This is a genomic window from Mycobacterium sp. DL440, from assembly GCF_011745145.1.
Classification (GTDB): domain Bacteria; phylum Actinomycetota; class Actinomycetes; order Mycobacteriales; family Mycobacteriaceae; genus Mycobacterium.
This window is the reverse complement of record NZ_CP050191.1, coordinates 5,271,652-5,294,944: the sequence shown is the minus strand read 5'-3', so window position 1 is coordinate 5,294,944 and position 23,293 is coordinate 5,271,652. Positions and strand designations below refer to the sequence as shown.

The window sequence follows — 23,293 nt, the reverse complement described above, 5'->3', positions numbered from 1 at the left end:
GGCCTTTGGTGTCGCAGTTCGTCGAACCGCTCTCTGTGGGCGAAGGGGGACTTGAACCCCCACGTCCCGAAGGACACTGGCACCTGAAGCCAGCGCGTCTGCCATTCCGCCACTCGCCCGAATGACCGAGGGAGCGTAACACTGTGAGCGCGCCGTTCCCAAACCGCCCGATCAGCGGGCCGATCGGGCGGCCTCAGACTGTCAGGCAATCCTTAACCTCATCTAGATCAGGTCACTGACCTGCATCAATCGGATTCTCAGAGTTCTGTTGGTCCCGCATTACGGCACCAGGCCGATACCATGCTTGTGAGCAGTGTGGCCAGAGCGACACGCGGGAGCACGGGTGGCCGTGCCGAGGCGACGTACGACAACGAGAAAAGGCGGGCGGTGACATGGGTCTGGTCGACCGCATCGAACGCAAACTCGAGTCGACCGTCGGCGATGCGTTCGCCCGGGTCTTCGGCGGCTCGATAGTGCCCCAGGAAGTAGAGACGGCGTTGTGCCGGGAAGCCGAGTCCCGGGCCCGTACCGTGGCCGGTGGACAAGTTTTGGCACCGAACGACTACGTAATTACGCTCAGTGGCACTGACTATCAGAAGGTGAGCGCCGATACTGACCTGACCTCGTCGGCGTTCGCCAAACATCTGGGGGGATTCATTCGTGACCAGGGGTGGCAAACGTATGGTGATGTGGTCGTTAGATTCGAGCAATCACCGAACTTGCACACCGGACAGTTCCGCGCACATGGCGCGGTTAACCCCGATTCGAACGCTGGCGAATCCGCGCGAGCCCGGGGCGACCATGCGTTCACCGCAGAATCAGGAGAACCACCTATGACCGATAACCCGAATTACCGCGGCGGCCAGGGACAAGGGCGGCCCGGCGACGACTATTACGACGACCGTTATGGCCACCCGCAGGATGACCCCCGCGGCGGGCAGCACCCGCCGGATCAAGGCGGCTACCCCCCGCAGGATCAGGGCGGCTACCCCCCGCAGCGCGGTGGATACGGCGGCGAGCGCGGTGGCTACCCCGACCAGGGTGGTTACCCGGACCAGGGCGGCTATCCCGATCAAGCTGGGTATCCCGATCAAGGCGGCTACCCGGACCAGGGTGGCTATCCCCCGCAGTCCTACGAGCAGCCGCGCCCGCCCGCCGGCTACGGCGGCCCGCAGGGCGGCGGTTATGACCGTGGCTACGGCGGCCCGCAGGGTGGCGGCTACGCCCAGCCCCCTCAACCCCCGCAGGGTGGTCAGCCCGGTTACGGCGGCGAACCCGACTACGGACGTCAGGACCCCCGCCAAGGCGGCGGCTATCCCGAGCAGGGCGGCTACGGCGGGGGCCAGCCCTACGGGCGCCAGGACTACGGCCAGCCGCAGGATTACGGCCGCGGTTACGCCGAGCCTCCGCAGGGCGGCGGTTACGCGGAGCCGGGCTACCCCGAGCAAGGTTATGCCGAGCCGGGTGGCTACGGCGGTGGCGACTACGGCGCACCCCAGGGCGGCCAGCCCGGTTACGGCGCCCAGCAGGGCGGCTACGGCGGCGGTGACTATGCCGCAGGTGGCGCTGCGGTCACCCTCCAGCTCGACGACGGCAGTGGCCGCACCTACCAGCTCCGCGAAGGCGCCAACGTGATCGGCCGCGGTCAGGACGCCCAGTTCCGTCTGCCCGACACCGGGGTGTCACGCCGGCATCTCGAGATCCGGTGGGACGGTCAGGTCGCGTTGCTGTCAGACCTCAACTCCACCAACGGCACCACGGTGAACAACGCGCCGGTGCAGGAGTGGCAGTTGGCCGACGGTGACGTGATCCGGCTGGGCCATTCCGAGATCATCGTGCGCGTGCACTGAGCCTGGCGAGACCGGACACACCTGAGTGGCAAGCACCCCGCTTCGCCCTCACGGCGAACGCCGTCCAAGTATCGTGACGTTGCCGACGGTAGCTGAGCGGTACCAGTGGGGCGGATACGGAGAGGACGTCAGATGCAGGGGTTAGTGCTGCAACTGACGCGCGTCGGATTCCTCCTCCTGTTGTGGCTGTTCATCTGGTCGGTGCTGCGCATCCTGCGGACCGATATCTATGCGCCCACGGGCGCGGTGATGGTGCGCCGGGGGTTGGCTCTCCGGGGCTCTCTGCTACCGAGTCGTGACCGTCGTCATATCGCGCGGCAATTGGTGGTCACCGAGGGCGCGCTGGCCGGTACCCGCATCACGTTGGGTGCCCAGCCGGTGCTGATCGGCCGCGCCGACGACTCCACTCTGGTGCTCACCGATGATTACGCTTCGACGCGCCACGCCCGGCTCTCGCCACGAGGTTCGGAGTGGTACGTCGAGGACCTAGGATCGACCAACGGCACATACCTTGACAGGGCGAAGGTGACAACAGCGGTAAGGGTTTCGATCGGGACGCCGGTCCGAATCGGTAAAACGGTAATCGAGTTGCGCCCGTGACCGCGCGCATGCGAGGAGCACGAGAAACAACATGACCCTCGTACTCCGATATGCCGCGCGCAGTGATCGCGGGCTGGTTCGTGCCAACAATGAGGACTCGGTGTACGCCGGGGCGCGGTTGCTGGCGCTGGCCGACGGCATGGGCGGCCACGCCGCAGGTGAGGTGGCCTCACAGTTGGTCATCGCGGCGCTGGCGCACCTCGACGACGACGAGCCCGGCGGCGACCTGCTGGGCAAGCTCAACACGGCAGTCGCCCAGGGTAACTCCGCGATCGCGGCCCACGTAGAGGCTGATCCGGAACTCGAGGGCATGGGCACCACGCTTACCGCGATCCTGTTCGCAGGCAACCGGCTCGGCCTGCTCCACATCGGCGATTCCCGGGGCTACCTGCTCCGCGATGGTGAGCTCACCCAGATCACCAAGGACGACACCTTTGTCCAGACTCTGGTCGACGAGGGTCGGATCACTGCCGAGGAGGCTCACAGCCATCCACAGCGCTCGCTGATCATGCGGGCGCTGACCGGCCACGAGGTTGAGCCGACCCTGATCGTGCGCGAGGCCAAGGCCGGCGATCGCTACATGCTCTGCTCGGACGGTCTGTCCGATCCGGTCAGCCACGAGACGATCCACGAGGCGCTCCAGATCGAGGACGTCGCCGAGAGCGCCGACCGGTTGATCGAGTTGGCGCTGCGCGGCGGCGGACCGGACAACGTGACCGTGGTGGTCGCCGACGTCGTCGACTACGACTACGGACAGACCCAACCCATCCTGGCGGGCGCGGTGTCCGGGGACGACGACCAGAGCGTGCCACCGGACACGGCTGCCGGCCGGGCTTCGGCGTTCAACCCGCGCCGCAACGAGCCCAAGCGGGTGGTTCCCCAGCCGGCCGAGCCCGACCGCAAGCCACGGTCACGACGCCGGTTCGTCCTCGCCGCGGTGCTGCTCGTGCTGGTGCTCATCGGCGGGCTGGCGATCGGCCGGGAGATCATCCGCAACAACTACTACGTCGCCGAACATGACGGCACGGTGTCGATCATGCGCGGGGTACAGGGCTCGTTTCTGGGCATCTCCTTGCAGGAGCCGTACCGCCTGGGCTGTCTCAACGCCCGCAATGAACTGTCGCTGATCAGCGTCGATCAGGACCAGAGCCGTCTCGACTGCCGGTTGATGGCGGTCGACGACCTGCGTCCGTCCGAGCGCACCTCGGTGACCGCGGGCCTGCCCGGCGGCACGCAGGACGAGGCCATCAAGCAGATCAACGACATGGCCCACGGCTCCGTCCTCCCGGTGTGCGCACCGCGTACCGCGCCGACGACATCCAAGACCTCGCCGCCGCCGAGCCCGTCACCGTCACCCGGCGCTGCACCCGCACCGACTCCGGCACCCGGCGCGGAGACGCCGGCACCCGAGACACCCGCGCCTGAATCCCCGGTGCCTGGGGCGCCCGGGACCGCCGTTGTCCCGGCCCCGGTTCTACCGACACCGTCGCCGACCGTCACTGCATTGCCGCCCCCACCACAAGAACCGGGGAAAAACTGCCGAGCCGTGTCATGACGACTCAACCCCAGTCGCCGGTCACCGTCATGCCGCCGCTACCCAATCGGCGCAACGCGGAACTTCTGCTTCTGGGGTTTGCAGCCTTCATCACCACCATCGCGCTGCTGATCGTCGAGGCCAACCAGGAGCAGGGTCTGAGCTGGGACCTGGTCGGCTACGTGGTCACCTTCATTGCCCTGATGGGCATCGCCCACCTGGCAATCCGACGGTTCGCGCCCTACGCCGATCCGCTGCTGTTGCCGGTCGTGGCGCTGCTCAACGGGCTGGGCCTGGTGATGATCCACCGGCTCGATCTGGCCAAGGGTGAAACCGCAACCGATGGGCTCGGCGGCACCGCCAACCAGCAGATGATGTGGCTGCTGGTCGGCGTGATCGGCTTCTCCGTCGTGGTCGCGTTGCTGACCGATCACCGCATGCTGGCCCGGTACGGATACATCTGTGCGCTGACCGGCCTTGTGCTGCTTGTCATTCCGGCGTTGCTGCCGGCGAGGTACTCCGAACAGTACGGCGCCAAGATCTGGATCCAGTTCCCCGGCTTCTCGATTCAGCCTGCCGAGTTCTCCAAGATTCTGCTGCTGATCTTCTTCGCCGCGGTGCTGGTGGCCAAGCGCGATCTCTTCACCAGTGCGGGACAACATTTCTTCGGACTCGATCTGCCGCGGCCCCGCGACCTGGCTCCCCTGTTGCTGGCCTGGGCCGCCTCGGTGGGCGTGATGGTTTTCGAAAAGGATTTGGGCACCTCACTTCTGCTGTACGCATCGTTTCTGGTGCTGGTCTACGTGGCTACCGAGCGGCTGAGCTGGGTGGTGATCGGTCTGGCCCTGTTCGCCGTGGGAAGCGTTGTGGCGTACCAGGTTTTCGGTCATGTCCGGGTGCGGGTGGAGACGTGGCTCGACCCGTTCGCCGATCCTGACGGCGCCGGTTACCAGATCGTGCAGTCCCTGTTCAGCTTCGCCACCGGCGGCATCTTCGGCACCGGTCTGGGCAACGGACAACCCGGAACGGTGCCCGCCGCAGCCACTGACTTCATCATCGCCGCGGTCGGCGAGGAGCTCGGATTAGTCGGGCTCGCAGGCGTTCTCATGCTCTACACGATCTTCATCATCCGCGGTATGCGGACCGCGATCGCCGTTCGCGACAGCTTCGGCAAGCTGCTGGCCGCCGGGCTGGCCGCGACCCTGGCGATCCAATTGTTCATCGTGGTGGGCGGTGTCACCAAGCTGATCCCCTTGACCGGTCTGACCACGCCGTGGATGTCCTACGGCGGGTCCTCACTGCTGGCCAACTACATCCTGCTGGCCATCCTGGTGCGCATCTCTCACGCCGCACGCCGGCCGATCACGACGACACCGGCGCCGAACCCCACCCCCATCGCCGCGGCCGGCACCGAGGTGATCGAGAAGGTATGAACACCTCCCTGCGCCGGGTGGCAGTCACGATCATGGTGCTGATCGTGCTGCTGTTGGCCAATGCCACGATCACCCAGGTCTTCACGGCCGACGGCCTACGCGCCGACCCGCGCAATCAGCGGGTGCTGCTCGACGAGTATTCGCGGCAGCGGGGCCAGATCACCGCCGGTGGCCAGCTGCTGGCCTACTCGGAGGCCACCGACGGCCGGTTCCGCTTCCTGCGCACCTACCCCAACCCCGAGGTCTACGCCCCGATCACCGGGTTCTACTCGCTGGGTTATTCCAGCACCGGGCTGGAGCGGGCCGAGGACACCATCCTCAACGGCTCCGATGAGCGGCTGTTCGGCCGTCGGCTGGCAGATTTCTTCACCGGTCGCGACCCGCGCGGCGGCAATGTCGACACCACGATCAACCCACAGGTACAGCAGGCGGCCTGGGATGCGTTGCAGCACGGCTGCAGCGACGGCCCCTGCAAGGGCTCTGTGGTGGCCCTGGAGCCGTCGACAGGCAAGATCCTTGCCATGGCGTCGTCTCCCTCGTACGACCCCAACCAGTTGGCCACACACGATCTGGGCGCCCAGAGCCAGGCCTGGCAGCAGTTGCGCGACAACGAGCAGTCCCCGCTGCTGAACCGCGCCATCTCGGAGACCTACCCGCCGGGCTCGACGTTCAAGGTGATCACCACGGCGGCGGCCCTTCAGTCCGGCGCCACCCCGGATACCCAGCTCACCGCGGCGCCGCGGATCCCGCTGCCCGACAGCACCGCGACGCTGGAGAATTTCGGCGGGTCTTCCTGCGGTCCCGGTCCCACCGCATCGCTGCGGGAGGCGTTCGCCAAATCGTGCAACACCGCCTTCGTTCAACTCGGCCTCAACACCGGCGCCGACAAACTCAAATCCACCGCCCAGGCGTTCGGACTCGACGAAACACCGCCGGCCATTCCGCTGCAGGTGGCCGAATCGACCACCGGACCCATTGCGGATGCGGCGGCACTGGGTATGTCCAGCATCGGGCAGCGTGATGTCGCGTTGACGCCCCTGCAGAACGCGCAGGTGGCCGCCACCATTGCGAATGACGGCATCGCCATGCGCCCGTATCTTGTGGATAGCCTGAAAGGACCCGACCTGGCCACGATCGCCACCACTGCGCCCGCTCAAGAGCGCCGGGCGGTGTCACCCCAGGTCGCAGCTACACTTACGGACTTGATGGTCGCCGCCGAGCAGGTGACTCAGCAGAAGGGAGCCATCGCCGGCGTGCAGATCGCTTCTAAGACCGGTACGGCAGAGCACGGGACGGATCCCCGTAACACTCCGCCGCATGCCTGGTACATCGCATTCGCACCGGCCAGCGACCCCAAGGTCGCGGTCTCGGTGTTGATCGAGGACGGCGGGGACCGGTTGTCGGCCACCGGCGGCGCACTCGCCGCCCCGATCGGACGCGCCACCATTGCGGCGGCGCTGCGGGAGGCGTCATGAGTCACCTCGCCGGAGGCGAGAAATGAGCCCGCGCGTGGGAGTCACGCTGTCCGGTCGGTACCGGCTGCAGCGGCTGATCGCCACGGGCGGCATGGGTCAGGTCTGGGAGGCTGTCGACTCCCGGCTCGGCCGACGTGTCGCGGTCAAGGTACTCAAGGCTGAGTTCTCCACCGATGCCGAGTTCGTCGAGCGGTTCCGGGCCGAGGCCCGCACGGTGGCCATGCTCAACCACCCGGGCATCGCCAGCGTGTACGACTACGGCGAGACCGATATCGACGGCGAGGGCCGCACCGCCTACCTGGTGATGGAGCTCGTCAACGGTGAGCCGCTGAACTCGGTGATCAAGCGCACCGGGCGGCTGTCACTGCGGCATGCCCTGGACATGCTCGAGCAGACCGGCCGCGCGCTACAGGTGGCCCACACCGCCGGGCTCGTCCACCGCGACGTCAAGCCCGGCAACATCCTGATCACCCCGACCGGCCAGGTGAAGCTGACCGACTTCGGCATCGCCAAGGCCGTCGACGCCGCCCCGGTCACCCAGACCGGCATGGTGATGGGCACCGCCCAGTACATCGCCCCGGAGCAGGCCCTGGGCCACGATGCCACCGCCGCCAGCGACGTCTATGCGCTGGGAGTCGTTGGCTACGAATCAGTTTCGGGCAAGCGCCCGTTTACCGGTGACGGTGCCCTGACGGTCGCGATGAAACACATCAAAGAGACCCCACCGCCACTACCGGCCGATCTGCCACCCAACGTGCGCGAGCTGATCGAGATCACCCTGGTGAAGAACCCGGGGATGCGCTACAAGTCGGGTGGTCCGTTCGCCGACGCCGTTGCCGCGGTGCGTTCCGGCCGTCGTCCCCCGCGTCCGAACCAGGCCCCGACGCTCGGTCGGGCCGCTCCGGCCGCGGTTCCGTCAGCGGCGCAGGCCCGCGCCGCAGCCGACCTCACCGGCCGCACCCCGGTGACCGCCACCCGGGCCAGGCCGACCACGGCCGCCCATCGGCCTGCACCGGCTCCGCGGCGCACGTTCTCGTCGGGTCAACGGGCACTGCTGTGGGCCGCCGGGGTACTCGGTGCGCTGGCTATCGTGATCGCCATCCTGATCGTCCTCAATGCTCAGGACCGCAAGGATCAGCAGCAGTCACCACCGCCCACGGTCACCGACACGGTGACCCAGACGACGCCCTACCAGACGCCGGCAGCGTTGCCGGATCTGGCATTCCACGTGATCGTGCCTACGGGAGCCGACGCTCAGGCAGTCCCGAAAGCACCGGAACAGATACTGCGATGACGACGCCTCAGCACCTCTCCGACCGATATGAACTCGGCGAAATCCTCGGCTTCGGCGGCATGTCCGAAGTTCACATTGCACGCGATACCCGGTTGCACCGCGATGTCGCGGTCAAGGTCCTGCGCGCCGATCTGGCCCGCGACCCCAGCTTCTACCTGCGTTTCCGCCGTGAGGCGCAGAACGCGGCCGCGCTGAACCATCCCGCCATCGTGGCGGTGTACGACACCGGCGAGGCCGAGACGCCCAACGGGCCGCTGCCCTACATAGTCATGGAGTACGTCGACGGTGTGACGCTGCGCGACATCGTGCACACCGAGGGTCCGATCCCGCCGAAGCGTGCGATCGAGATCATCGCCGATGCCTGCCAGGCGCTGAACTTCAGCCACCAGCACGGCATCGTGCACCGCGACGTCAAGCCGGCCAACATCATGATCAGCAAGGCGAACGCTGTGAAGGTGATGGACTTCGGCATCGCGCGCGCCCTGGCCGATACCGGTAACAGCGTCACGCAGACCGCTGCGGTGATCGGCACCGCCCAGTACCTCTCGCCCGAACAGGCCCGCGGTGAAACCGTCGACGCCCGCTCCGACGTCTACTCGCTGGGCTGTGTGCTCTACGAAATCCTCACGGGTGAACCACCTTTCATTGGTGACTCGCCGGTCGCGGTGGCTTATCAGCATGTCCGTGAGGACCCGGTGGCGCCGTCGACCCGGCACACCGGCATCTCACCGGATCTCGACGCCGTGGTGCTCAAAGCCCTGGCCAAGAATCCGGACAACCGCTATCAGACCGCAGCCGATATGCGTACGGATCTGATCCGGGTGCACAGCGGTGAGGCACCCGAGGCCCCCAAGGTGTTCACCGAGTCCGAGCGGACGTCGATGATGAACTCCGGGCCGATGTTGACCCAGGGCGGCGGTGCGCCCACCCAGAACATGGTGGTGCCCCGCCCGTCCGATCGCAATGCCTCGGTGGCCCGCTGGCTGATCGCGGTCGCGGTACTGGCAGTGCTGACCGTGGTCGTGACGGTTGCGATCAACATGTTCGACGGCAAGCCACGCGATGTGCAGGTGCCCGACGTGAGCAGTCAGCGTTCGGCCGACGCCGTCGCCACGCTGCAGAACCGCGGCTTCAAGACCCGCACAGAGGACAAGCCGGACAACCAGGTTCGGCCGGGGTATGTCATCAGCACCGATCCGGGGGCCAACAGCATGGCGGCCGCCGGTGACGAGATCACCGTGAACGTCTCCCGCGGACCCGAGCAGGCCCAGATCCCCGACGTCGCCGGTCTGACCCCGTCGCAAGCTCGGCAGAAGCTGAAGGACGCCGGGTTCGAGAAGGTCAAGGAGTCGGCGAGCCCGTCGACACCGGACCAGAAGGGCCGCGTGCTCGCCACCAACCCGCCGGCCAACCAGACGGCGGGGATCATCTACGAGGTCACCCTCGTGGTGGGTTCGGGCCCGGAGGACACCTCGGTTCCCGACTGCAAGGGTCAGAGCGCCGACGTGTGCAAGCAGATTCTGACCGCCTCGGGCTTCGCCAACACGGTTGTCATCGAGGTCGACAACACCGCGTCCCCAGGGCAGGTGGTGGGTACCGAACCAGCCGCCGGCACGTCGGTGCCCAAGGACACGCCGATCCAGATCCACGTGTCCAAGGGCAACCAGTTCGTCATGCCCAACCTGGTCGGCCAGGTCTGGGACGACGTCTATCCGCGACTGACCTCTCTCGGCTGGACCGGGGTACTGGACAAGGGGCCTGACATCCGCGACAGCGGTCAGCGCACCAACGCCGTCGTCACCCAGAGTCCGCCTGCGGGCAGCGCGGTGAACTTCGGGGCGAAGGTCACGCTGAGCTTCGCGTCGTAGCGGCCGCCACGGCGCGAGCCACCTCGTCTTCGAGGGCGGCTACCAGGCGCTCTTCGGGAGCGGCACCACACACGCCCAGCCAGTTGGCCAGCATGCGGTGCCCGCCCTGGGTCAGGATCGACTCGGGGTGGAACTGCACACCGTGAATCGGCAGCTCGCGGTGGCGCACGGCCATGATGACCCCGCTGTCAGTCTGCCCGGTCACCTCGAGCTCATCCGGCACCGTCTCGGGCAGGATCGTCAGCGAGTGGTAGCGGGTGGCAGTGAACGGGTCGGGGAGACCTTTGAGCACCCCGGCGCCGGAGTGGTGGACGACGCTGGTCTTGCCGTGCAGCAGTTCGGGTGCGCGGTCGACGGTGCCGCCGAACGCCACCCCGATGGCCTGGTGGCCGAGGCAGACGCCCAGTAGGGGAGTGCCTGCCGCAGCGCACGCGTGGACCAGAGGGATCGTCGCACCGGCTCGTTCGGGGGTGCCGGGACCGGGGCTCAGCAGTACGCCGTCGAAATCGGCTGCCACCGTGGCGAGGTCGGCGTCGGTGGCCAGGCGCTGATCGTCGTTGCGCCACACCTGCGCGTCCACCCCGAGCTGGCCCAGGTATTGGACCAGGTTGAACACGAAGCTGTCATAGTTGTCGACGACCAGAACCCGCATTGACTTAGGCTACCGGCCCGAACAAAAGGGACTTAATAGCCGACTCGGCCCGCGGGTTTCGCGTAGCGCATCCGCACCGGCTCCGTGTGCCCGGTCAGCTCGACCTCGGCGCGCGGTTCCTCGACATAGCCCAATCCGAAGCGGACCACGTACTGCTTGTAGAGCGTGACGTACGGCGCGCCGGCCAGCGCCGCCTGCATGGCCGGGGCATCGCCGATCGCGGTGATGACGTAGGGCGGGCTGTAGGTGCGGCCGTTGAGCAGCAGGGTGTTGCCGACGCAGCGGGGCGCCGAGGTCGCGATGATGCGTTGGTCCTGCATCTGGATGCCTTCGGCACCGGCACTCCAGAGTGCGTTCAGGACGGCCTGGATGTCCTGTTGGTGCACCACGAGGTCGTCGGGGGCGGCATCGCGCGGGAAGCGGCCCTGGGCGTCGCGCTGCGCGTCGTTCAGTGTGACCACCAGGCCCGGCCCGCGCATGGGCACCGTGCCTGCGTCGGCGGCCAACTGTGCCGAACGGCGGGTGATGGCCTCGAGCGCCGCGTGTGAGCTGGGCGATCCGCCGTGATGGCTGTCGATCTCGGTGGCCAGGGCATCGCGCTGGACCATCAGCCGGTCGACGGACTGCTGGGCCTCACGCACCAGGTCGACGAGTCGGGGCGCGTCGCTGCGGCGAATCTCGTCACCACCGGAGACCCCGTGCGTGGCAGCCAGCAGCAGGCCGGCGGCGAGGCAGACCACCGGGACGCCGAAGCGCCAGGGGGATCGATCCGGTTGGTCCATCGCAGTCTCTCCTGGACGTGCAGCTACGTTAGGCTCGTGAGGCATCCTGCCTCATCGTCGCACCGTGTGACGCCGACTGTCCGCGAAGGTACCCATGCCCAAGTCCAAAGTCCGTAAGAAGAACGATTTCACCATCAAGCAGGTGAGCCGGACTCCGGTCAAGGTGAAAGCCGGACCGTCGAGTGTGTGGTTCGTCGCGCTGTTCATCGGTCTCATGCTGTTCGGCCTGTTGTGGCTGCTGGTTTTCCAGCTGGCCGCGACGAATCCCGTGGACACCCCGTCCTTCCTTCAGTGGATGGCCGATATGGGTCCGTGGAATTACGCGGTCGCATTTGCCTTCATGATCAGTGGGCTGTTGCTCACGATGCGCTGGCGCTGATCGGAAACCCAGCGATAATGAATTCATCTTACGTTTTCAGCGTTACCAGCTCAGCAACGTCGACGATGCTCAATCACATCGTTGTGATTCATCCCCATTGGGGATAGCACCTGTGGATAACTCCATTAGTCGCGGTAAGAGGGTGTAAAGAACCCGTGCAGCAAACTCATTGGAGCGCACCCGCCGCTGGAGTCGCAGGTTGCGCCATAGCCGGACTAGCGATGGCTATCGCAGCTGTGACCGTGATCACAGACCCGCCCGGACGTGTTCTTGCCGGCATAGCTGGGGTGGGATTGCTCACGTTCGCAACATTGTCGTGGCGAGCCCGGCCGAAACTGGCAATCAACCAAGACAGTCTCACGGTCGCCGGTTGGTGGCACGCCCGGACATATAGCCGTGATGAGATCCGACAGATCCGCATCACCGAGTTCCGCCGCATCGCCCGCAAGGTCCGGCTACTGGAGATCGACACGGTCGATGACCGTCTGGTCGTCCTCACGCGGTGGGATCTAGGAACAGACCCTCTCGATGTCCTCGACGCGCTCACCCAGGCCGGTTTCGCGGCCCGGTAAGCCCGGTAAAGGAAACACCCCACACAACACGCGACGCCCCCGGCTCCCGGGGGCGTCGCGCATTGGTATGTGCGGGGGGATACCCGTTACGACACGGTGATCGATTCGACGACGACCGGATCGGTCGGGCGGTCAGAGCGATCGGTGGGCGTGGACGCGATGGCGTCGACCACCTTCTGCGACTCGGGATCGACAACCTCACCGAAGATGGTGTGCTTGCGAGTGAGGTGCGGCGTCTTGCCGACCGTGATGAAGAACTGTGAGCCGTTGGTGCCCGGCCCGGCGTTGGCCATGGCCAGCAGGTAGGGCTTGTCGAACTGGAGCTCGGGGTGGAACTCGTCGGCGAACTTGTAGCCGGCGTCGCCACGGCCGGTGCCGGTCGGATCGCCGCCCTGGATCATGAAGCCGTCGATCACCCGGTGGAAGACGACGCCGTCGTAGAACGGACCGGACGTACCGCCCGAGGCGTTCTCGGTGGTGTAGTCCTTCGTCCCCTGCGCCAAGCCGACGAAGTTGGCCACGGTCTTGGGAGCGTGGTTTCCGAACAGTGCGATCTTGATGTCGCCGCGGTTGGTGTGCAGTGTCGCCGTCGCGGTCTGAATGGGGCTCGTCACGGCTACCCAGTCTGCCATCCCGGCCCGCGGCAACAGTCAGATACCCCACCAAGCGCCCCAGACTCGCGCAGAGATGGCAGTCTGGATCTGAGCCGACAAACGGCCCACTCAGGTCCGTCGCCCACGTCCCGCCAGTGCCCAGAAAGGTGCCAGATGACCGCGAACGTCGATACCCGGTTGGCCCCCCGTCAGCGCCTAGCCCGCGGCTTGAAATACAGCACGGTCGGTCCGGTCGACGTGACCCGCGGCGTGGTGGGCCTCAGCGCCAACACCGCGGCCGCCGTTGCCGCCGGTCTGCGCAAGGGCTACGAATCGGGCAAGCTGCGCCGCCAACTCGCCGCGGCCGCACAGGCCGTGGCCGCTCTGCCCGAGGTACTGCAAGAGGCGGCCGCAGCCCCGGAGCCCAAACGGCGTCACCGGCGGCTGGTGATCGCCGGCGTCGCCGCAGCCGTCCTGGCCGGTGGGGCCGTGGCATTCTCGATCGTGCGGCGGTCCACCCGGCCCGAGCCCTCACCGCTGCCGCCCAGCGTCGAAGTCAACCCGAAGCCCTGACGCCGCTGGGCTATTCCGACGACGGGTCCTGACAGTCCAGCCATCGACCGCCTTCTTTGCGGAACGCGTTGGGCTTGGTGTCGGTCGCTGGTGGTTGGCCGGTCAACGCCCACGTGGTGGTGATGTCGGCCGTGGCGCTGTCCCCGGTGACCGTGATGTTCTCCACCTTGTCGATCGTCAGCTTGCTGGACTGCCGAAGAAGCTCAAGGTTGGCGGCCTTGTAGGCCGGCTCGTCGTACCGGATCAACGCGTCCACCAGTTGACCGATGACGGCGTCCGATGCGGCCGGATACTTCCGTTTGAGCGCTTCGGTCAGGACATCGGCGGGTTTGGCGGCCAATTCTTCCGGCGTCCCGGCTTGGCTGAGCGGCGGGAACATCGTGTCCGGCTGACTCAAAACGGCATCGCGGTACTGCGCACAGGTCAGTTCCGCCATCTTGGCGAAGTTGTAGCCGGCAATCGCGGCTTCTTGCTTGGCGACCAGCTCGCGGATCTGTTGTTCGTCGCTTGCGGCCGCCACCGAGCTGGTGGCCGGAGTGGACGTCGCCTCGGGTGCGTTCTCCGAACTACAACCGGCCAGACCTACTACCAGAACAGACAGGCCGACAAGGACTGGTCGCTTCACAAGCGTTCTCCCTCTTGCGCATTGGCGCGAGACTTGGATGTGGACATTCCGGGCCGGGAAGTACCGCCCCCCGGACCGCATGAGCGTACTGCGGAAGCGCCGCACCCGCGGGAATACGACGACGGGCCGGGGTTCGGCTTCGCCCCTGCGGGAACGAAACATCCTCTTGTTTGGGTGATTTCGATCGCCCTGACCCTTCTTCACCACGTCGGCATTGTTGTGGCGGATTGGCCGTGCGGTAGGGCGCCGGATGAAGAATGAGAATGCGGCTCCGATGGCCAACACCGGAACCGCTCGTGATTGTCTTGACTTGTGGAGCCTAGGAGATTCGAACTCCTGACATCTGCCTTGCAAAGGCAGCGCTCTACCAACTGAGCTAAGGCCCCTCATTTGGCCGAGGTGGCGCATCTGCCAAGTCATGCCAAACTTCTTCACCGTGTCGTGATCGCCATATGATCACCGCCACGGCCGTGATGCCTGCCAGAAGCATCAACCGCATGGCACAACCTCTCGGTGATCACCGGCTACACCGGGTGTCGTGGGCCTAGGAGGACTCGAACCTCCGACCTCTTCGTTATCAGCGAAGCGCTCTAACCGCCTGAGCTATAGGCCCGAAAATTTGGGATCGACCGAGCGCAGAGATTACCGCACCGGGGCGCAGAGTCCCAAATCAATCCCTGTCGGCCAGCGTGACCTCGACCCCGCCGACCAGATCGGTGGTCAGGTTGTAGATGAAGGCCCCGATGGTCGCCATCGCACACAGCACGACGATATTCACCAGGCCGACCAGCGCCGCCCCGCCGAAGATCGTTCCGCTGGAGACCAATTCGCCTCCCGAGGCGCCGCTCGCGCTGGTCAGGAGGTCGCCGACATTGCTGTTGAGCTTGCTCCACACACCCATGGCGCCGAGCACCAGGTATAGGAATGCCACCGCGATCATCCACACGAAGAACAGCACCACCGACAGCACCAGCGAGACCTTGAGCACAGTCCACGGGTCGACGCGGCGGATCTGCATGCTGGCGCGGACCGGACCCTGATGCGAGCCGCGGTTGGCGACCTGGATCCGGGTGGTCGGGCTGTTGCTCGAGCTTCTGGCCGCCGGCGCTTCGGTGGCTGTCTTGCGTTGCGGGGTACGCGGTGCGGGCCCGGACAGGTCCGGGATCTCGCTCGCATAGGCCTCCGGCCGCACCGGTTCCTTGCGCGTGGCCGATGGAGCAGGAGTTGCCGGACGGGCCGGACGGGCCTGCTGCTCGGTGTCGTTGGTCTCCGTGCCTGCTACGAAGCGCTGCAGCCGGGCTTCCACACCGGGGGAGTGGGACCCCGGAGTGCGGGCGTTCTCCTCACGCGTCTCGGCTGCCGGTTGGGGCGTGGTGCGGGCGGTACCGCGCTGCCACGGCGGCGCCTCACCGGTCTCGGTGATCTGGCCGCCGCCGCCGGCGGCGGCGCGGGGCTGCGTCCCGGCGGCTTTGCTCGGGGTCGGGCTCGCCTCGGCCCCGGTACCTGAGCCGTTGGAGCTGCTGCCGGGCCGGTCGCCCGCTCGCGGGTACCCCGGCTCGTTCGGTGAACTCACCTAACAGCTCCTTAGCTCAGGCCGAGGTCCGGGTCGGGCCTCGGCGACAGCGTCACTCCTCGTCGGACTCGGCCTCATCCGCTTCCGAGTCCTCCTCGGCGTTGCGCGCAATCGCAATCAGTGTGTCGCCCTCGCCCAGGTTCATCAAGCGGACACCCTTGGTCTGACGCCCAGCCTTGCGAACCTGACGTGCGGCGGTCCGGATGACGCCGCCCCCTGAGGTGATGGCGTACAGCTCCGTCTCGTCGTCGACGATCAGCGCTCCGACCAGAGTGCCACGTTTGCGGTCGTACTGAATCGTCAGGATGCCCTTGCCGCCGCGGCCCTGCGGCGAGTACTCCTCGATCGCGGTCCGCTTGGCGTAACCGCCCGCGGTCGCGACCAGCAGGTATGTATCCGGCTGAACCACATTCAACGACAACAGCTGGTCTTCTTCGTTGAAGCGCATGCCCTGCACACCCGAGGTAGCGCGACCCATCGGCCGCAACGCCTCATCGGTGGCCGAGAAGCGGATCGACTGGCCCTTGGCACTCACCAGCAGCAGGTCGTCTTCGGCCGAGCACAGCACGGCCCCGACCAACTCGTCACCGTCGCGGAGATTGACCGCCACGATGCCTCCGGACCGGTTGGAGTCGAAGTCGACCAGCTTGGATTTCTTCACCAGACCCTTGCGAGTTGCCAGCACCAGATACGGCGCATCCTCGTAGCTCTTGATCTGGATGACCTGGGCGATGCGCTCCTCGGGCTGGAAGGCCAGCAGGTTCGCCACGTGCTGACCGCGCGCGGTGCGTGAGGTTTCCGGCAGCTCGTAGGCCTTGGCCCGGTACACCCGGCCCTGCGTGGTGAAAAACAGGATCCAGTCGTGGGTGGAGCAGACGAAGAAATGGTTGACGATGTCGTCGGCCTTGAGGCCCGCGCCCTGCACACCCTTGCCGCCGCGCTTCTGGCTGCGGTAGAGGTCGGTCTTGGTGCGCTTGGCATATCCGGTCTCGGTGATCGTGACGACCACGTCCTCCCGCGCGATCAGATCCTCGTCGCTGACCTCACCGTCGGCCGGCATGATGCGGGTCCGGCGATCATCGCCGTGCTTCTCGACTATCTCTGCGAGCTCATCGTGCACGATCGCCCGCTGCCGTTCCGGTTTGGCCAGAATGTCCTCGAGGTCGGCGATCTCGGCCTCGATCTTCGCCAGGTCGTCGACGATCTTCTGCCGCTCCAGGGCAGCCAACCGGCGCAGCTGCATGTCGAGGATCGCCTGGGCCTGGATCTCGTCTATGTCGAGCAGCTCGATCAGGCCGGCCCGGGCGATCTCCACGGTCTGCGACGCCCGGATCAGAGCGATCACCTCGTCGAGCGCGTCGAGCGCCTTGACCAGTCCGCGCAGGATGTGGGCCCGCTCGTTGGCCTTGCGCAACCGATAGCGGGTACGCCGCACGATGACATCGAGTTGGTGTGCGACGTAGTACCGGATCATCTGGTCCAGCCGCAGTGTGCGAGGCACCCCGTCGACGATCGACAGCATGTTGGCGCCGAAGCTGGTCTGTAGCTGGGTGTGCTTGTAGAGGTTGTTCAGCACCACCTTGGCGACGGCATCGCGCTTGAGCTCCACCACAATTCGCAGACCGACGCGGTCACTGGACTGGTCCTCGATGTTGGAGATGCCGGCCAGCTTGCCGTCCCGCACCTGCTCGGCGATCGAGGTAATGAAGTTGTCGTGGTTGACCTGGTACGGCAGTTCGGTGATGACGATGCCGGTGCGGCCTCGGCTGTCCTCTTCGATCTCCACCACACCGCGCATCCGGATGGAGCCGCGGCCGGTGGTGTAGGCGTCGTGGATGCCCTGCGATCCGACGATCAGGCCGTGGGTGGGGAAGTCGGGACCCTTGACCCGCTCGCACATCGCGGCCAGCGTGGCCTCTTCGTCGGCTTCATGGTTCTCCAGGCACCAGTACACCGCCTCGGCCAACTCCCGCAGGTTGTGCGGCGGGATGTTGGTGGCCATGCCGACGGCGATACCGCCCGAGCCATTGGCCAGCAGGTTGGGGAACCGGCTCGGCAGCACCGTGGGTTCCTGCACCCGGCCGTCGTAGTTGGGGATGAACTCGACTGTTTCCTCGTCGATTTCCCGCAACATCTCCATGGCCAGCGGAGTCAGTCGGGCTTCCGTGTACCGCATTGCCGCCGCGGGGTCGTTACCCGGCGAGCCGAAGTTACCTTGACCGTCGACCAACGGGTAACGCAACGACCAGGGCTGGGCCATCCGGACCAGGGTGTCGTAGATCGAGGAGTCACCGTGCGGGTGATAGTTACCCATCGTCTCGGCCACTGAGCGCGCCGATTTCGCATGGCTGCGGTCCGGGCGGAAGCCTGAGTCGTACATCGCGTAGAGCACGCGGCGGTGCACGGGCTTGAGCCCGTCGCGCACCTCGGGAAGGGCGCGCCCGACGATGACGCTCATGGCGTAATCGATGTAGCTGCGCTGCATCTCGTGTTGAATGTCGACCGGTTCGATGCGGTCAGAGGTTCCGTCGCCGGGTGGCAACGTGGTGTCAGTCATGTGATCCTCGGTTTTGATCTAGCCGGTGAATGTCTTAAACGTCCAGGAAGCGAACGTCTTTGGCATTGCGCGTGATGAAGCTGCGTCGTGCTTCGACGTCTTCACCCATCAGGATGGAGAACAGCTCGTCGGCCGCAGCAGCATCATCGAGCGTCACTTGACGCAATACCCGCACTGACGGATCCATGGTGGTTTCCCACAGTTCCTTGGCGTCCATCTCGCCCAGACCCTTGTAACGCTGAATACCGTCGTCGATGTTGATCCGCTTGCCGGCTGCCTTGCCGGCCTCGAGCAGCCCGTCGCGCTCACGGTCGGAGTAGGCGAATTCCGGTTCCTGACGCTGCCACTTGAGTTTGTACAGCGGCGGCTGCGCCAGGAAGATGTGGCCGTGCTCGACCAGCGGTTTCATGAAACGGAACAGCAGGGTCAGCAGCAGGGTGGAGATGTGCTGACCGTCGACGTCGGCATCGGCCATCAACACGATCTTGTGATACCGCAGCTTGCTGAGATCGAACTCGTCGTGAATACCGGTGCCCAGGGCGGTGATGATGGCCTGGACTTCGGTGTTCTTCAAAACCCGGTCGATACGGGCCTTTTCAACATTGATGATCTTGCCGCGCAACGGCAGGATCGCCTGGAACATCGAGTCGCGGCCACTCTTGGCCGAGCCGCCGGCCGAATCGCCCTCCACCACATACAGTTCGGACTTCGTCGGATCAGTAGAGCGGCAGTCGGCGAGCTTGCCGGGCAACCCGCCGATATCAGTGGCGCTCTTTCGCCGCACCAGCTCTCGCGCCTTGCGCGCGGCGATACGTGCCTGTGCCGACGAAACTGCTTTGTTCACCACAGTTTTCGCTTCGGCCGGGTTCGCCTCGAACCAGTGGGTCAGTTGCTCATTACAGATCTTCTGCACGAAGGACTTCACCTCGGTGTTGCCGAGCTTGGTCTTGGTCTGGCCCTCGAACTGCGGTTGGGACACCTTCACCGAGATGACGGCCGCCAGCCCCTCACGAATGTCGTCGCCGGTGAGGTTCGGATCCTTGTCCTTCAGCAGCTTCTTGTCCTTGGCGTACTTGTTCACCACGGTGGTCAGCGCTGCGCGGAAACCTTCCTCGTGGGTGCCGCCTTCGTGGGTGTTGATGGTGTTGGCGAACGTGTGGACCGACTCGGAGTAACCGGCATTCCACTGCATCGCGATCTCGACCTCGTGGCCGGTGCCCTTGCCGTCGAAATCGATCACGCTGGGCTGGATCGCGGTCTTGGTCCGGTTGATGTGCTTGACGAAGTCGACCAGACCGCCCGGGTAATGGAAGGTCCGGTGCTTTACCTTGTGGGGCGCCTTGGCCTCGGCCGCCTCCTCCTCCGCAGTCTTGGGGGCCGCGGCGGTGTCGGCGACCACCTCGTCGACGACCTCGGCCTGCGTGACCCGTTCGTCAGTGAGCTCGATGGTCAGGCCCTTGTTCAGGAACGCCATCTCCTGCAGGCGCCGGGCGATGGTCTCGAAGTCATAAACCGTGGTCTCGAAGACATCCGGATCCGCCCAGAACCGGATGGTGGTACCGGTCTCTTTGGTCTTCTCACCCTTTTTCAGGGTCCCCGGGACTGAGTTGTCGTAGGTCTGAAACCACTCGTATCCGTCGGTGCGGACGTCCGCTTCCAAACGCGACGACAGGGCGTTCACCACCGAGACACCCACACCGTGCAGGCCGCCCGACACCTGATAGGCGCCCTCTTCGAACTTGCCGCCGGCGTGCAGAACCGTCATCACGACGTCGATGGTCGGGATGCCGGTGGCATGCATGGCCACCGGGATGCCGCGACCGTCGTCGGTGACCTGAACGCCGCCGTCCTCGAGGATTCGCACGTCAACCTTGCTGGCGAACCCGGCCATCGCCTCGTCTACCGCGTTGTCGACGACCTCCCACACCAGGTGGTGCAGGCCGCGTTCACCGGTGGAACCGATATACATGCCAGGGCGTTTACGAACGGCTTCGAGGCCTTCCAGCACTTTGATCGAATCGGCACCGTACTGATTCTGGGCAGCCACGTCGGACGCGTCTCCTTGGGGTTCGCGGGAGGCGGTTGCATCACCGCCCTGCAGATCTCGCCATAGTCTACCGGTCGAGACGGACAGGGCCGACGCTGTAGCGGCGTTTTCACCTACCTAACTGCGCCGTGCGCGGAATTTCTCGGGCATCGGTGTCTCCGGACGCTTGAGGCGATCCATTTCGCGCGTCTCGGCGTTCCTGAGCGCAGTCCTACCCGTAGGTGTCGCGGGGACCGCGGCCTGCCACGTGATAACGACCCTTCCGCCACGACGGGCCGACTGGACCCACGATCTTCAACGAGGTCACCACCCCGTCGCCGACGGCGGCCGCGATCTTGGCCAGCAACTGGGACTGCACCATTCGAAGCTGGGTGGCCCACGCGGTCGACTCCGCCGAGACGGTCAGCACCCCCTCGTTCAGGCCCGTGGGATCGGCATGGTCGGCGATCTGGTCTCCCACAACGGTCCGCCACCGGCCGAAGACCGAACCCTCGGCGACCCTCGAGCCCCAGCCCCGCACCTTGGCCAGATCCTGGGTCGCAGAGCCCAGCAATTGTGGATCGCGGCCGTCCGGACCCGGCCCTGACCAGGCGCGTCGTCGGCCGCGATTGCCGGCCACCCGACGTACCGGGGCACTACGCCCCCGGCCGACGTCCTTACCCTGGCTCCGGGCTGCGCCCCGGGCCTCCTCGAGCGTCCGCCGCACCAGATCCATCCCCCGCATGCGGGCGAGATCATCGGGCGACACCGCGGGAGTGAGGTCCCGAGATACCTGGTCTGGGGATTCCGCGGGATTGTCCGTCATGCCTGCACCACCGATATCCGGCCCTGGTCCCCTTCGGTCATCCTGATCTCGACGCGGTTGACCTCCCAGTCCTGCGGGATGTCCTCACCGACCGCCGCCGTGACCAGAACCTGTTCGGCCTCGCCGGCCACCGCGGCCAAGGCCTGGCGACGAGCGGTGTCCAACTCCGCGAAGACGTCGTCGAGCAGCAGCACCGGATCGACCCCGTCCGACCGTAGCAACCCGTAGGCGCCCAACCGCAGTGCCAACGCCATCGACCACGATTCACCATGGCTGGCAAAGCCTTTCGCGGGTTGGTCACCCAGCCACAGCTCGAGATCGTCGCGGTGCGGGCCCACCAGACAGACCCCGCGGTCAAGTTCCGCGTCGCGACGACGACTCAGTGCGTCCAGCAGTGCTGCCTCATAGAACTCGACGGGCTCGGGACCGGGAGCATTCGCGATGGCCTCCACGCCGGAGCGGTACCGGATTGCCGCGGGCCGGCTCGAGGGAGCCAACAATTGATAGGCCTTCTGCACCTCCGGGTGCAGCTGCTCGACCAACGCGATGCGCGCGGCGGTCAGCGCCGCACCGTGGGCAGCCAGGTGCCCATCCCACACATCGAGGGTGTCCAGCACGCTGGAATCACCCCGATAGCGTGCTCCCGCAGCGGTTTTCAGCAATGCGGTGCGTTGACGGACCACCTTGTCATAGTCGGCCCGGATACCGGCGATGGTCGGGCGGCGGGTGGTGGCCAACTCGTCGAGATAGCGGCGTCGTTCACCTGGATCACCACGCACCAGTGCGAGGTCCTCCGGGCTGAACAGCACCGCGCGCAAGACGCCCAGAATTTCGCGCGGGGACCGCACCTGTGACCGGTTCAGCCGGGCCTTGTTGGCCCGGCCATTCGTGATCTCGAGATCGACCGCCAGTTCGCGGCCCTCGTTGACCACGATGCTCGAGACGATCGCACGCTGCTCGCCGGCCCGGATCAGCGGCGCATCGGAAGCCACCCGATGTGACCCCAGCGTGGCGCAATACCACAGTGCCTCAACAAGATTCGTCTTACCGAAACCGTTTGGGCCGACAAATACGGTCCGCCCGGGCTCCAGCTCGAGCTCGACGTGTGCCCAGGACCGGTAGTCGGTCAGCCCCAGGTGGCGGACATACATCGGAATCGCACCTAACCGGACTCACTGATCCGGTGCACAGCATGGCCACCGAACTGGTTGCGCAGCGCCGACACTGCTTTCATGGTGGGGGAGTCCTCTTGCCTCGAGGCGAACCGGGCAAACAACGACGCGGCGATCACCGGCATCGGAACCCGGTGGCTGATGGCCTCTTCCACGGTCCAGCGGCCTTCGCCGGAATCTTCGGTGTACCCGCTGATCGCAGCGAAGCCGGGGTCTTCCTTGAGCGCCTGGGCCAGCAGCTGCTGCAGCCACGACCGCACCACCGTGCCGTTGGTCCAGGCCTGGATCACTGCCTGGGGATCGGTGATCAGCTCCTCGGCCGACAACAGCTCGTAGCCCTCGGCGTAGGCGTGCATCAGACCGTATTCGATACCGTTGTGCACCATCTTGGCGTAATGACCGGCGCCTACGGGACCGGCGTGGACGAAACCATCGGCCACCTCGCCCTCGGGACGCAACGTGTCGAAGATCGGCATGGCTCGAGCCACGTCGGTGTCACTGCCACCGACCATCAGCCCATATCCTTCCTTCAGACCCCAGACACCACCCGACACCCCGGCGTCGATGAAGTTGATCCCTTTCTCGCCCAACAACTTTGCGTGCGGCTCATCTTCGGTGTATCTCGAGTTCCCGCCGTCGATCACCAGATCACCGGGACCCAGCACATCGGCGAGCGCGACGATGGTCTCGTGCGTCACCGTGCCCGAGGGCACCATCACCCAGACCACCCGCGGCGTCTCGAGGGCGCCGGCCAGGTCCGCCAGGCCGGCCACGTCGCTGACTTCCGGACGAGGGTCGTAGCCCACGACCTCGTGGCCACCCCCGCGCAGGCGCTCGCGCATGTTGAAGCCCATCTTGCCCAGGCCGACCAACCCCAGTTGCATGTGCGCCCTTTCTCGACCGCGCCGG

20 protein-coding genes and 3 tRNA genes are annotated in these 23,293 nt (G+C 66.0%); 10 read left to right on the top strand and 13 right to left on the bottom strand.

All coding sequences use genetic code 11. The features are described from left to right. Nucleotides 1–36: 36 nt before the first annotated feature. A tRNA-Leu gene (locus HBE63_RS25830) sits at nucleotides 37–119 on the bottom strand. A 273-nt stretch (nucleotides 120–392) separates the two neighbouring features. Here HBE63_RS25830 and HBE63_RS25825 point away from each other — a divergent pair. The 7 genes from HBE63_RS25825 (at nucleotide 393) to pknB (ending at nucleotide 10,054) form a co-directional block, all read left to right on the top strand. After that, complete coding sequence (locus HBE63_RS25825; protein WP_166907439.1) at nucleotides 393–1,850, top strand: DUF3662 and FHA domain-containing protein; 1,458 nt, start codon at nucleotides 393–395, stop codon at nucleotides 1,848–1,850. Nucleotides 1,851–1,982: 132 nt separating this feature from the next. Beyond that, a complete protein-coding gene (locus HBE63_RS25820) occupies nucleotides 1,983–2,450 on the top strand; it encodes an FHA domain-containing protein (RefSeq protein ID WP_029110475.1) in 468 nt (155 codons plus the stop codon). Nucleotides 2,451–2,481: 31 nt separating this feature from the next. Continuing rightward, the gene (locus tag HBE63_RS25815) at nucleotides 2,482–4,005 is read left to right on the top strand and encodes a protein phosphatase 2C domain-containing protein (RefSeq protein ID WP_166907436.1); all 1,524 of its coding nucleotides are present in this window, start codon (nucleotides 2,482–2,484) and stop codon (nucleotides 4,003–4,005) included. Next, nucleotides 4,002–5,417, top strand: coding sequence for an FtsW/RodA/SpoVE family cell cycle protein (locus tag HBE63_RS25810; RefSeq protein ID WP_166907434.1), 1,416 nt, complete (start codon nucleotides 4,002–4,004; stop codon nucleotides 5,415–5,417). Before HBE63_RS25815 ends, HBE63_RS25810 begins: the two co-directional genes overlap by 4 nt. Next, a complete protein-coding gene (pbpA, locus tag HBE63_RS25805) occupies nucleotides 5,414–6,892 on the top strand; it encodes a D,D-transpeptidase PbpA (RefSeq protein ID WP_166907432.1) in 1,479 nt (492 codons plus the stop codon). Before HBE63_RS25810 ends, pbpA begins: the two co-directional genes overlap by 4 nt. A 22-nt stretch (nucleotides 6,893–6,914) precedes the next feature. Then, nucleotides 6,915–8,186 (top strand): protein kinase, encoded by a 1,272-nt coding sequence (locus tag HBE63_RS25800; protein ID WP_166907430.1) that lies wholly within the window; start codon nucleotides 6,915–6,917, stop codon nucleotides 8,184–8,186. Beyond that, nucleotides 8,183–10,054, top strand: coding sequence for a Stk1 family PASTA domain-containing Ser/Thr kinase (pknB, locus tag HBE63_RS25795; RefSeq protein WP_166907428.1), 1,872 nt, complete (start codon nucleotides 8,183–8,185; stop codon nucleotides 10,052–10,054). The genes HBE63_RS25800 and pknB overlap by 4 nt, the downstream gene beginning before the upstream one ends. On the opposite strand, the gene HBE63_RS25790 is transcribed toward pknB, so the two are convergent. After that, entirely contained in the window at nucleotides 10,032–10,706 is a 675-nt protein-coding gene (locus HBE63_RS25790; protein WP_166907426.1) for an aminodeoxychorismate/anthranilate synthase component II, read from the bottom strand. The genes pknB and HBE63_RS25790 overlap by 23 nt on opposite strands. Nucleotides 10,707–10,738: 32 nt before the next feature. Further along, on the bottom strand, nucleotides 10,739–11,488 hold the full coding sequence (locus tag HBE63_RS25785) for a DUF881 domain-containing protein (protein WP_166907423.1): 750 nt from the start codon (nucleotides 11,486–11,488) through the stop codon (nucleotides 10,739–10,741). 94 nt (nucleotides 11,489–11,582) lie between these two features. Here HBE63_RS25785 and crgA point away from each other — a divergent pair, with 94 nt between their 5' ends. Then, the gene (crgA, locus tag HBE63_RS25780) at nucleotides 11,583–11,867 is read left to right on the top strand and encodes a cell division protein CrgA (protein ID WP_036443688.1); all 285 of its coding nucleotides are present in this window, start codon (nucleotides 11,583–11,585) and stop codon (nucleotides 11,865–11,867) included. A gap of 155 nt (nucleotides 11,868–12,022) precedes the next feature. Further along, nucleotides 12,023–12,439, top strand: coding sequence for a PH domain-containing protein (locus HBE63_RS25775; RefSeq protein WP_166907421.1), 417 nt, complete (start codon nucleotides 12,023–12,025; stop codon nucleotides 12,437–12,439). Nucleotides 12,440–12,525: 86 nt separating this feature from the next. Here HBE63_RS25775 and HBE63_RS25770 read toward each other — a convergent pair whose 3' ends face one another. Continuing rightward, a complete protein-coding gene (locus HBE63_RS25770) occupies nucleotides 12,526–13,071 on the bottom strand; it encodes a peptidylprolyl isomerase (protein ID WP_166907419.1) in 546 nt (181 codons plus the stop codon). A 135-nt stretch (nucleotides 13,072–13,206) separates the two neighbouring features. Here HBE63_RS25770 and cwsA point away from each other — a divergent pair, with 135 nt between their 5' ends. After that, nucleotides 13,207–13,605 (top strand): cell wall synthesis protein CwsA, encoded by a 399-nt coding sequence (gene cwsA, locus HBE63_RS25765; RefSeq protein WP_166907417.1) that lies wholly within the window; start codon nucleotides 13,207–13,209, stop codon nucleotides 13,603–13,605. A gap of 10 nt (nucleotides 13,606–13,615) precedes the next feature. Here cwsA and HBE63_RS25760 read toward each other — a convergent pair whose 3' ends face one another. The 9 genes from HBE63_RS25760 to gnd all read right to left on the bottom strand — a co-directional run bounded on the left by HBE63_RS25760 (nucleotide 13,616) and on the right by gnd (nucleotide 23,268). Further along, nucleotides 13,616–14,230, bottom strand: coding sequence for a hypothetical protein (locus HBE63_RS25760; protein WP_166907415.1), 615 nt, complete (start codon nucleotides 14,228–14,230; stop codon nucleotides 13,616–13,618). 313 nt (nucleotides 14,231–14,543) lie between these two features. Further along, nucleotides 14,544–14,616, bottom strand: a tRNA-Ala gene (locus tag HBE63_RS25755). Between the two features lie 153 nt (nucleotides 14,617–14,769). Further along, nucleotides 14,770–14,843: transfer RNA gene (locus HBE63_RS25750), tRNA-Ile, on the bottom strand. A gap of 57 nt (nucleotides 14,844–14,900) precedes the next feature. Further along, entirely contained in the window at nucleotides 14,901–15,803 is a 903-nt protein-coding gene (locus tag HBE63_RS25745) for a DUF3566 domain-containing protein (RefSeq protein WP_166907413.1), read from the bottom strand. A gap of 52 nt (nucleotides 15,804–15,855) precedes the next feature. Then, nucleotides 15,856–18,360, bottom strand: coding sequence for a DNA gyrase subunit A (gyrA, locus tag HBE63_RS25740; RefSeq protein WP_166907411.1), 2,505 nt, complete (start codon nucleotides 18,358–18,360; stop codon nucleotides 15,856–15,858). A 34-nt stretch (nucleotides 18,361–18,394) separates the two neighbouring features. Continuing rightward, entirely contained in the window at nucleotides 18,395–20,407 is a 2,013-nt protein-coding gene (gene gyrB, locus HBE63_RS25735; RefSeq protein ID WP_166907409.1) for a DNA topoisomerase (ATP-hydrolyzing) subunit B, read from the bottom strand. A gap of 211 nt (nucleotides 20,408–20,618) precedes the next feature. Further along, the gene (locus HBE63_RS25730; RefSeq protein ID WP_305848724.1) at nucleotides 20,619–21,131 is read right to left on the bottom strand and encodes a DUF721 family protein; all 513 of its coding nucleotides are present in this window, start codon (nucleotides 21,129–21,131) and stop codon (nucleotides 20,619–20,621) included. A 77-nt stretch (nucleotides 21,132–21,208) separates the two neighbouring features. Further along, nucleotides 21,209–22,363, bottom strand: a complete 1,155-nt coding sequence (gene recF, locus HBE63_RS25725; RefSeq protein ID WP_166907405.1) for a DNA replication/repair protein RecF — start codon at nucleotides 22,361–22,363, stop codon at nucleotides 21,209–21,211. A gap of 11 nt (nucleotides 22,364–22,374) precedes the next feature. Next, nucleotides 22,375–23,268 carry a phosphogluconate dehydrogenase (NAD(+)-dependent, decarboxylating) gene (gene gnd / locus HBE63_RS25720; RefSeq protein WP_166907403.1) on the bottom strand — a complete coding sequence of 298 codons (894 nt, stop codon included), beginning with the start codon at nucleotides 23,266–23,268 and terminating at the stop codon, nucleotides 22,375–22,377. Nucleotides 23,269–23,293 lie beyond the last annotated feature (25 nt).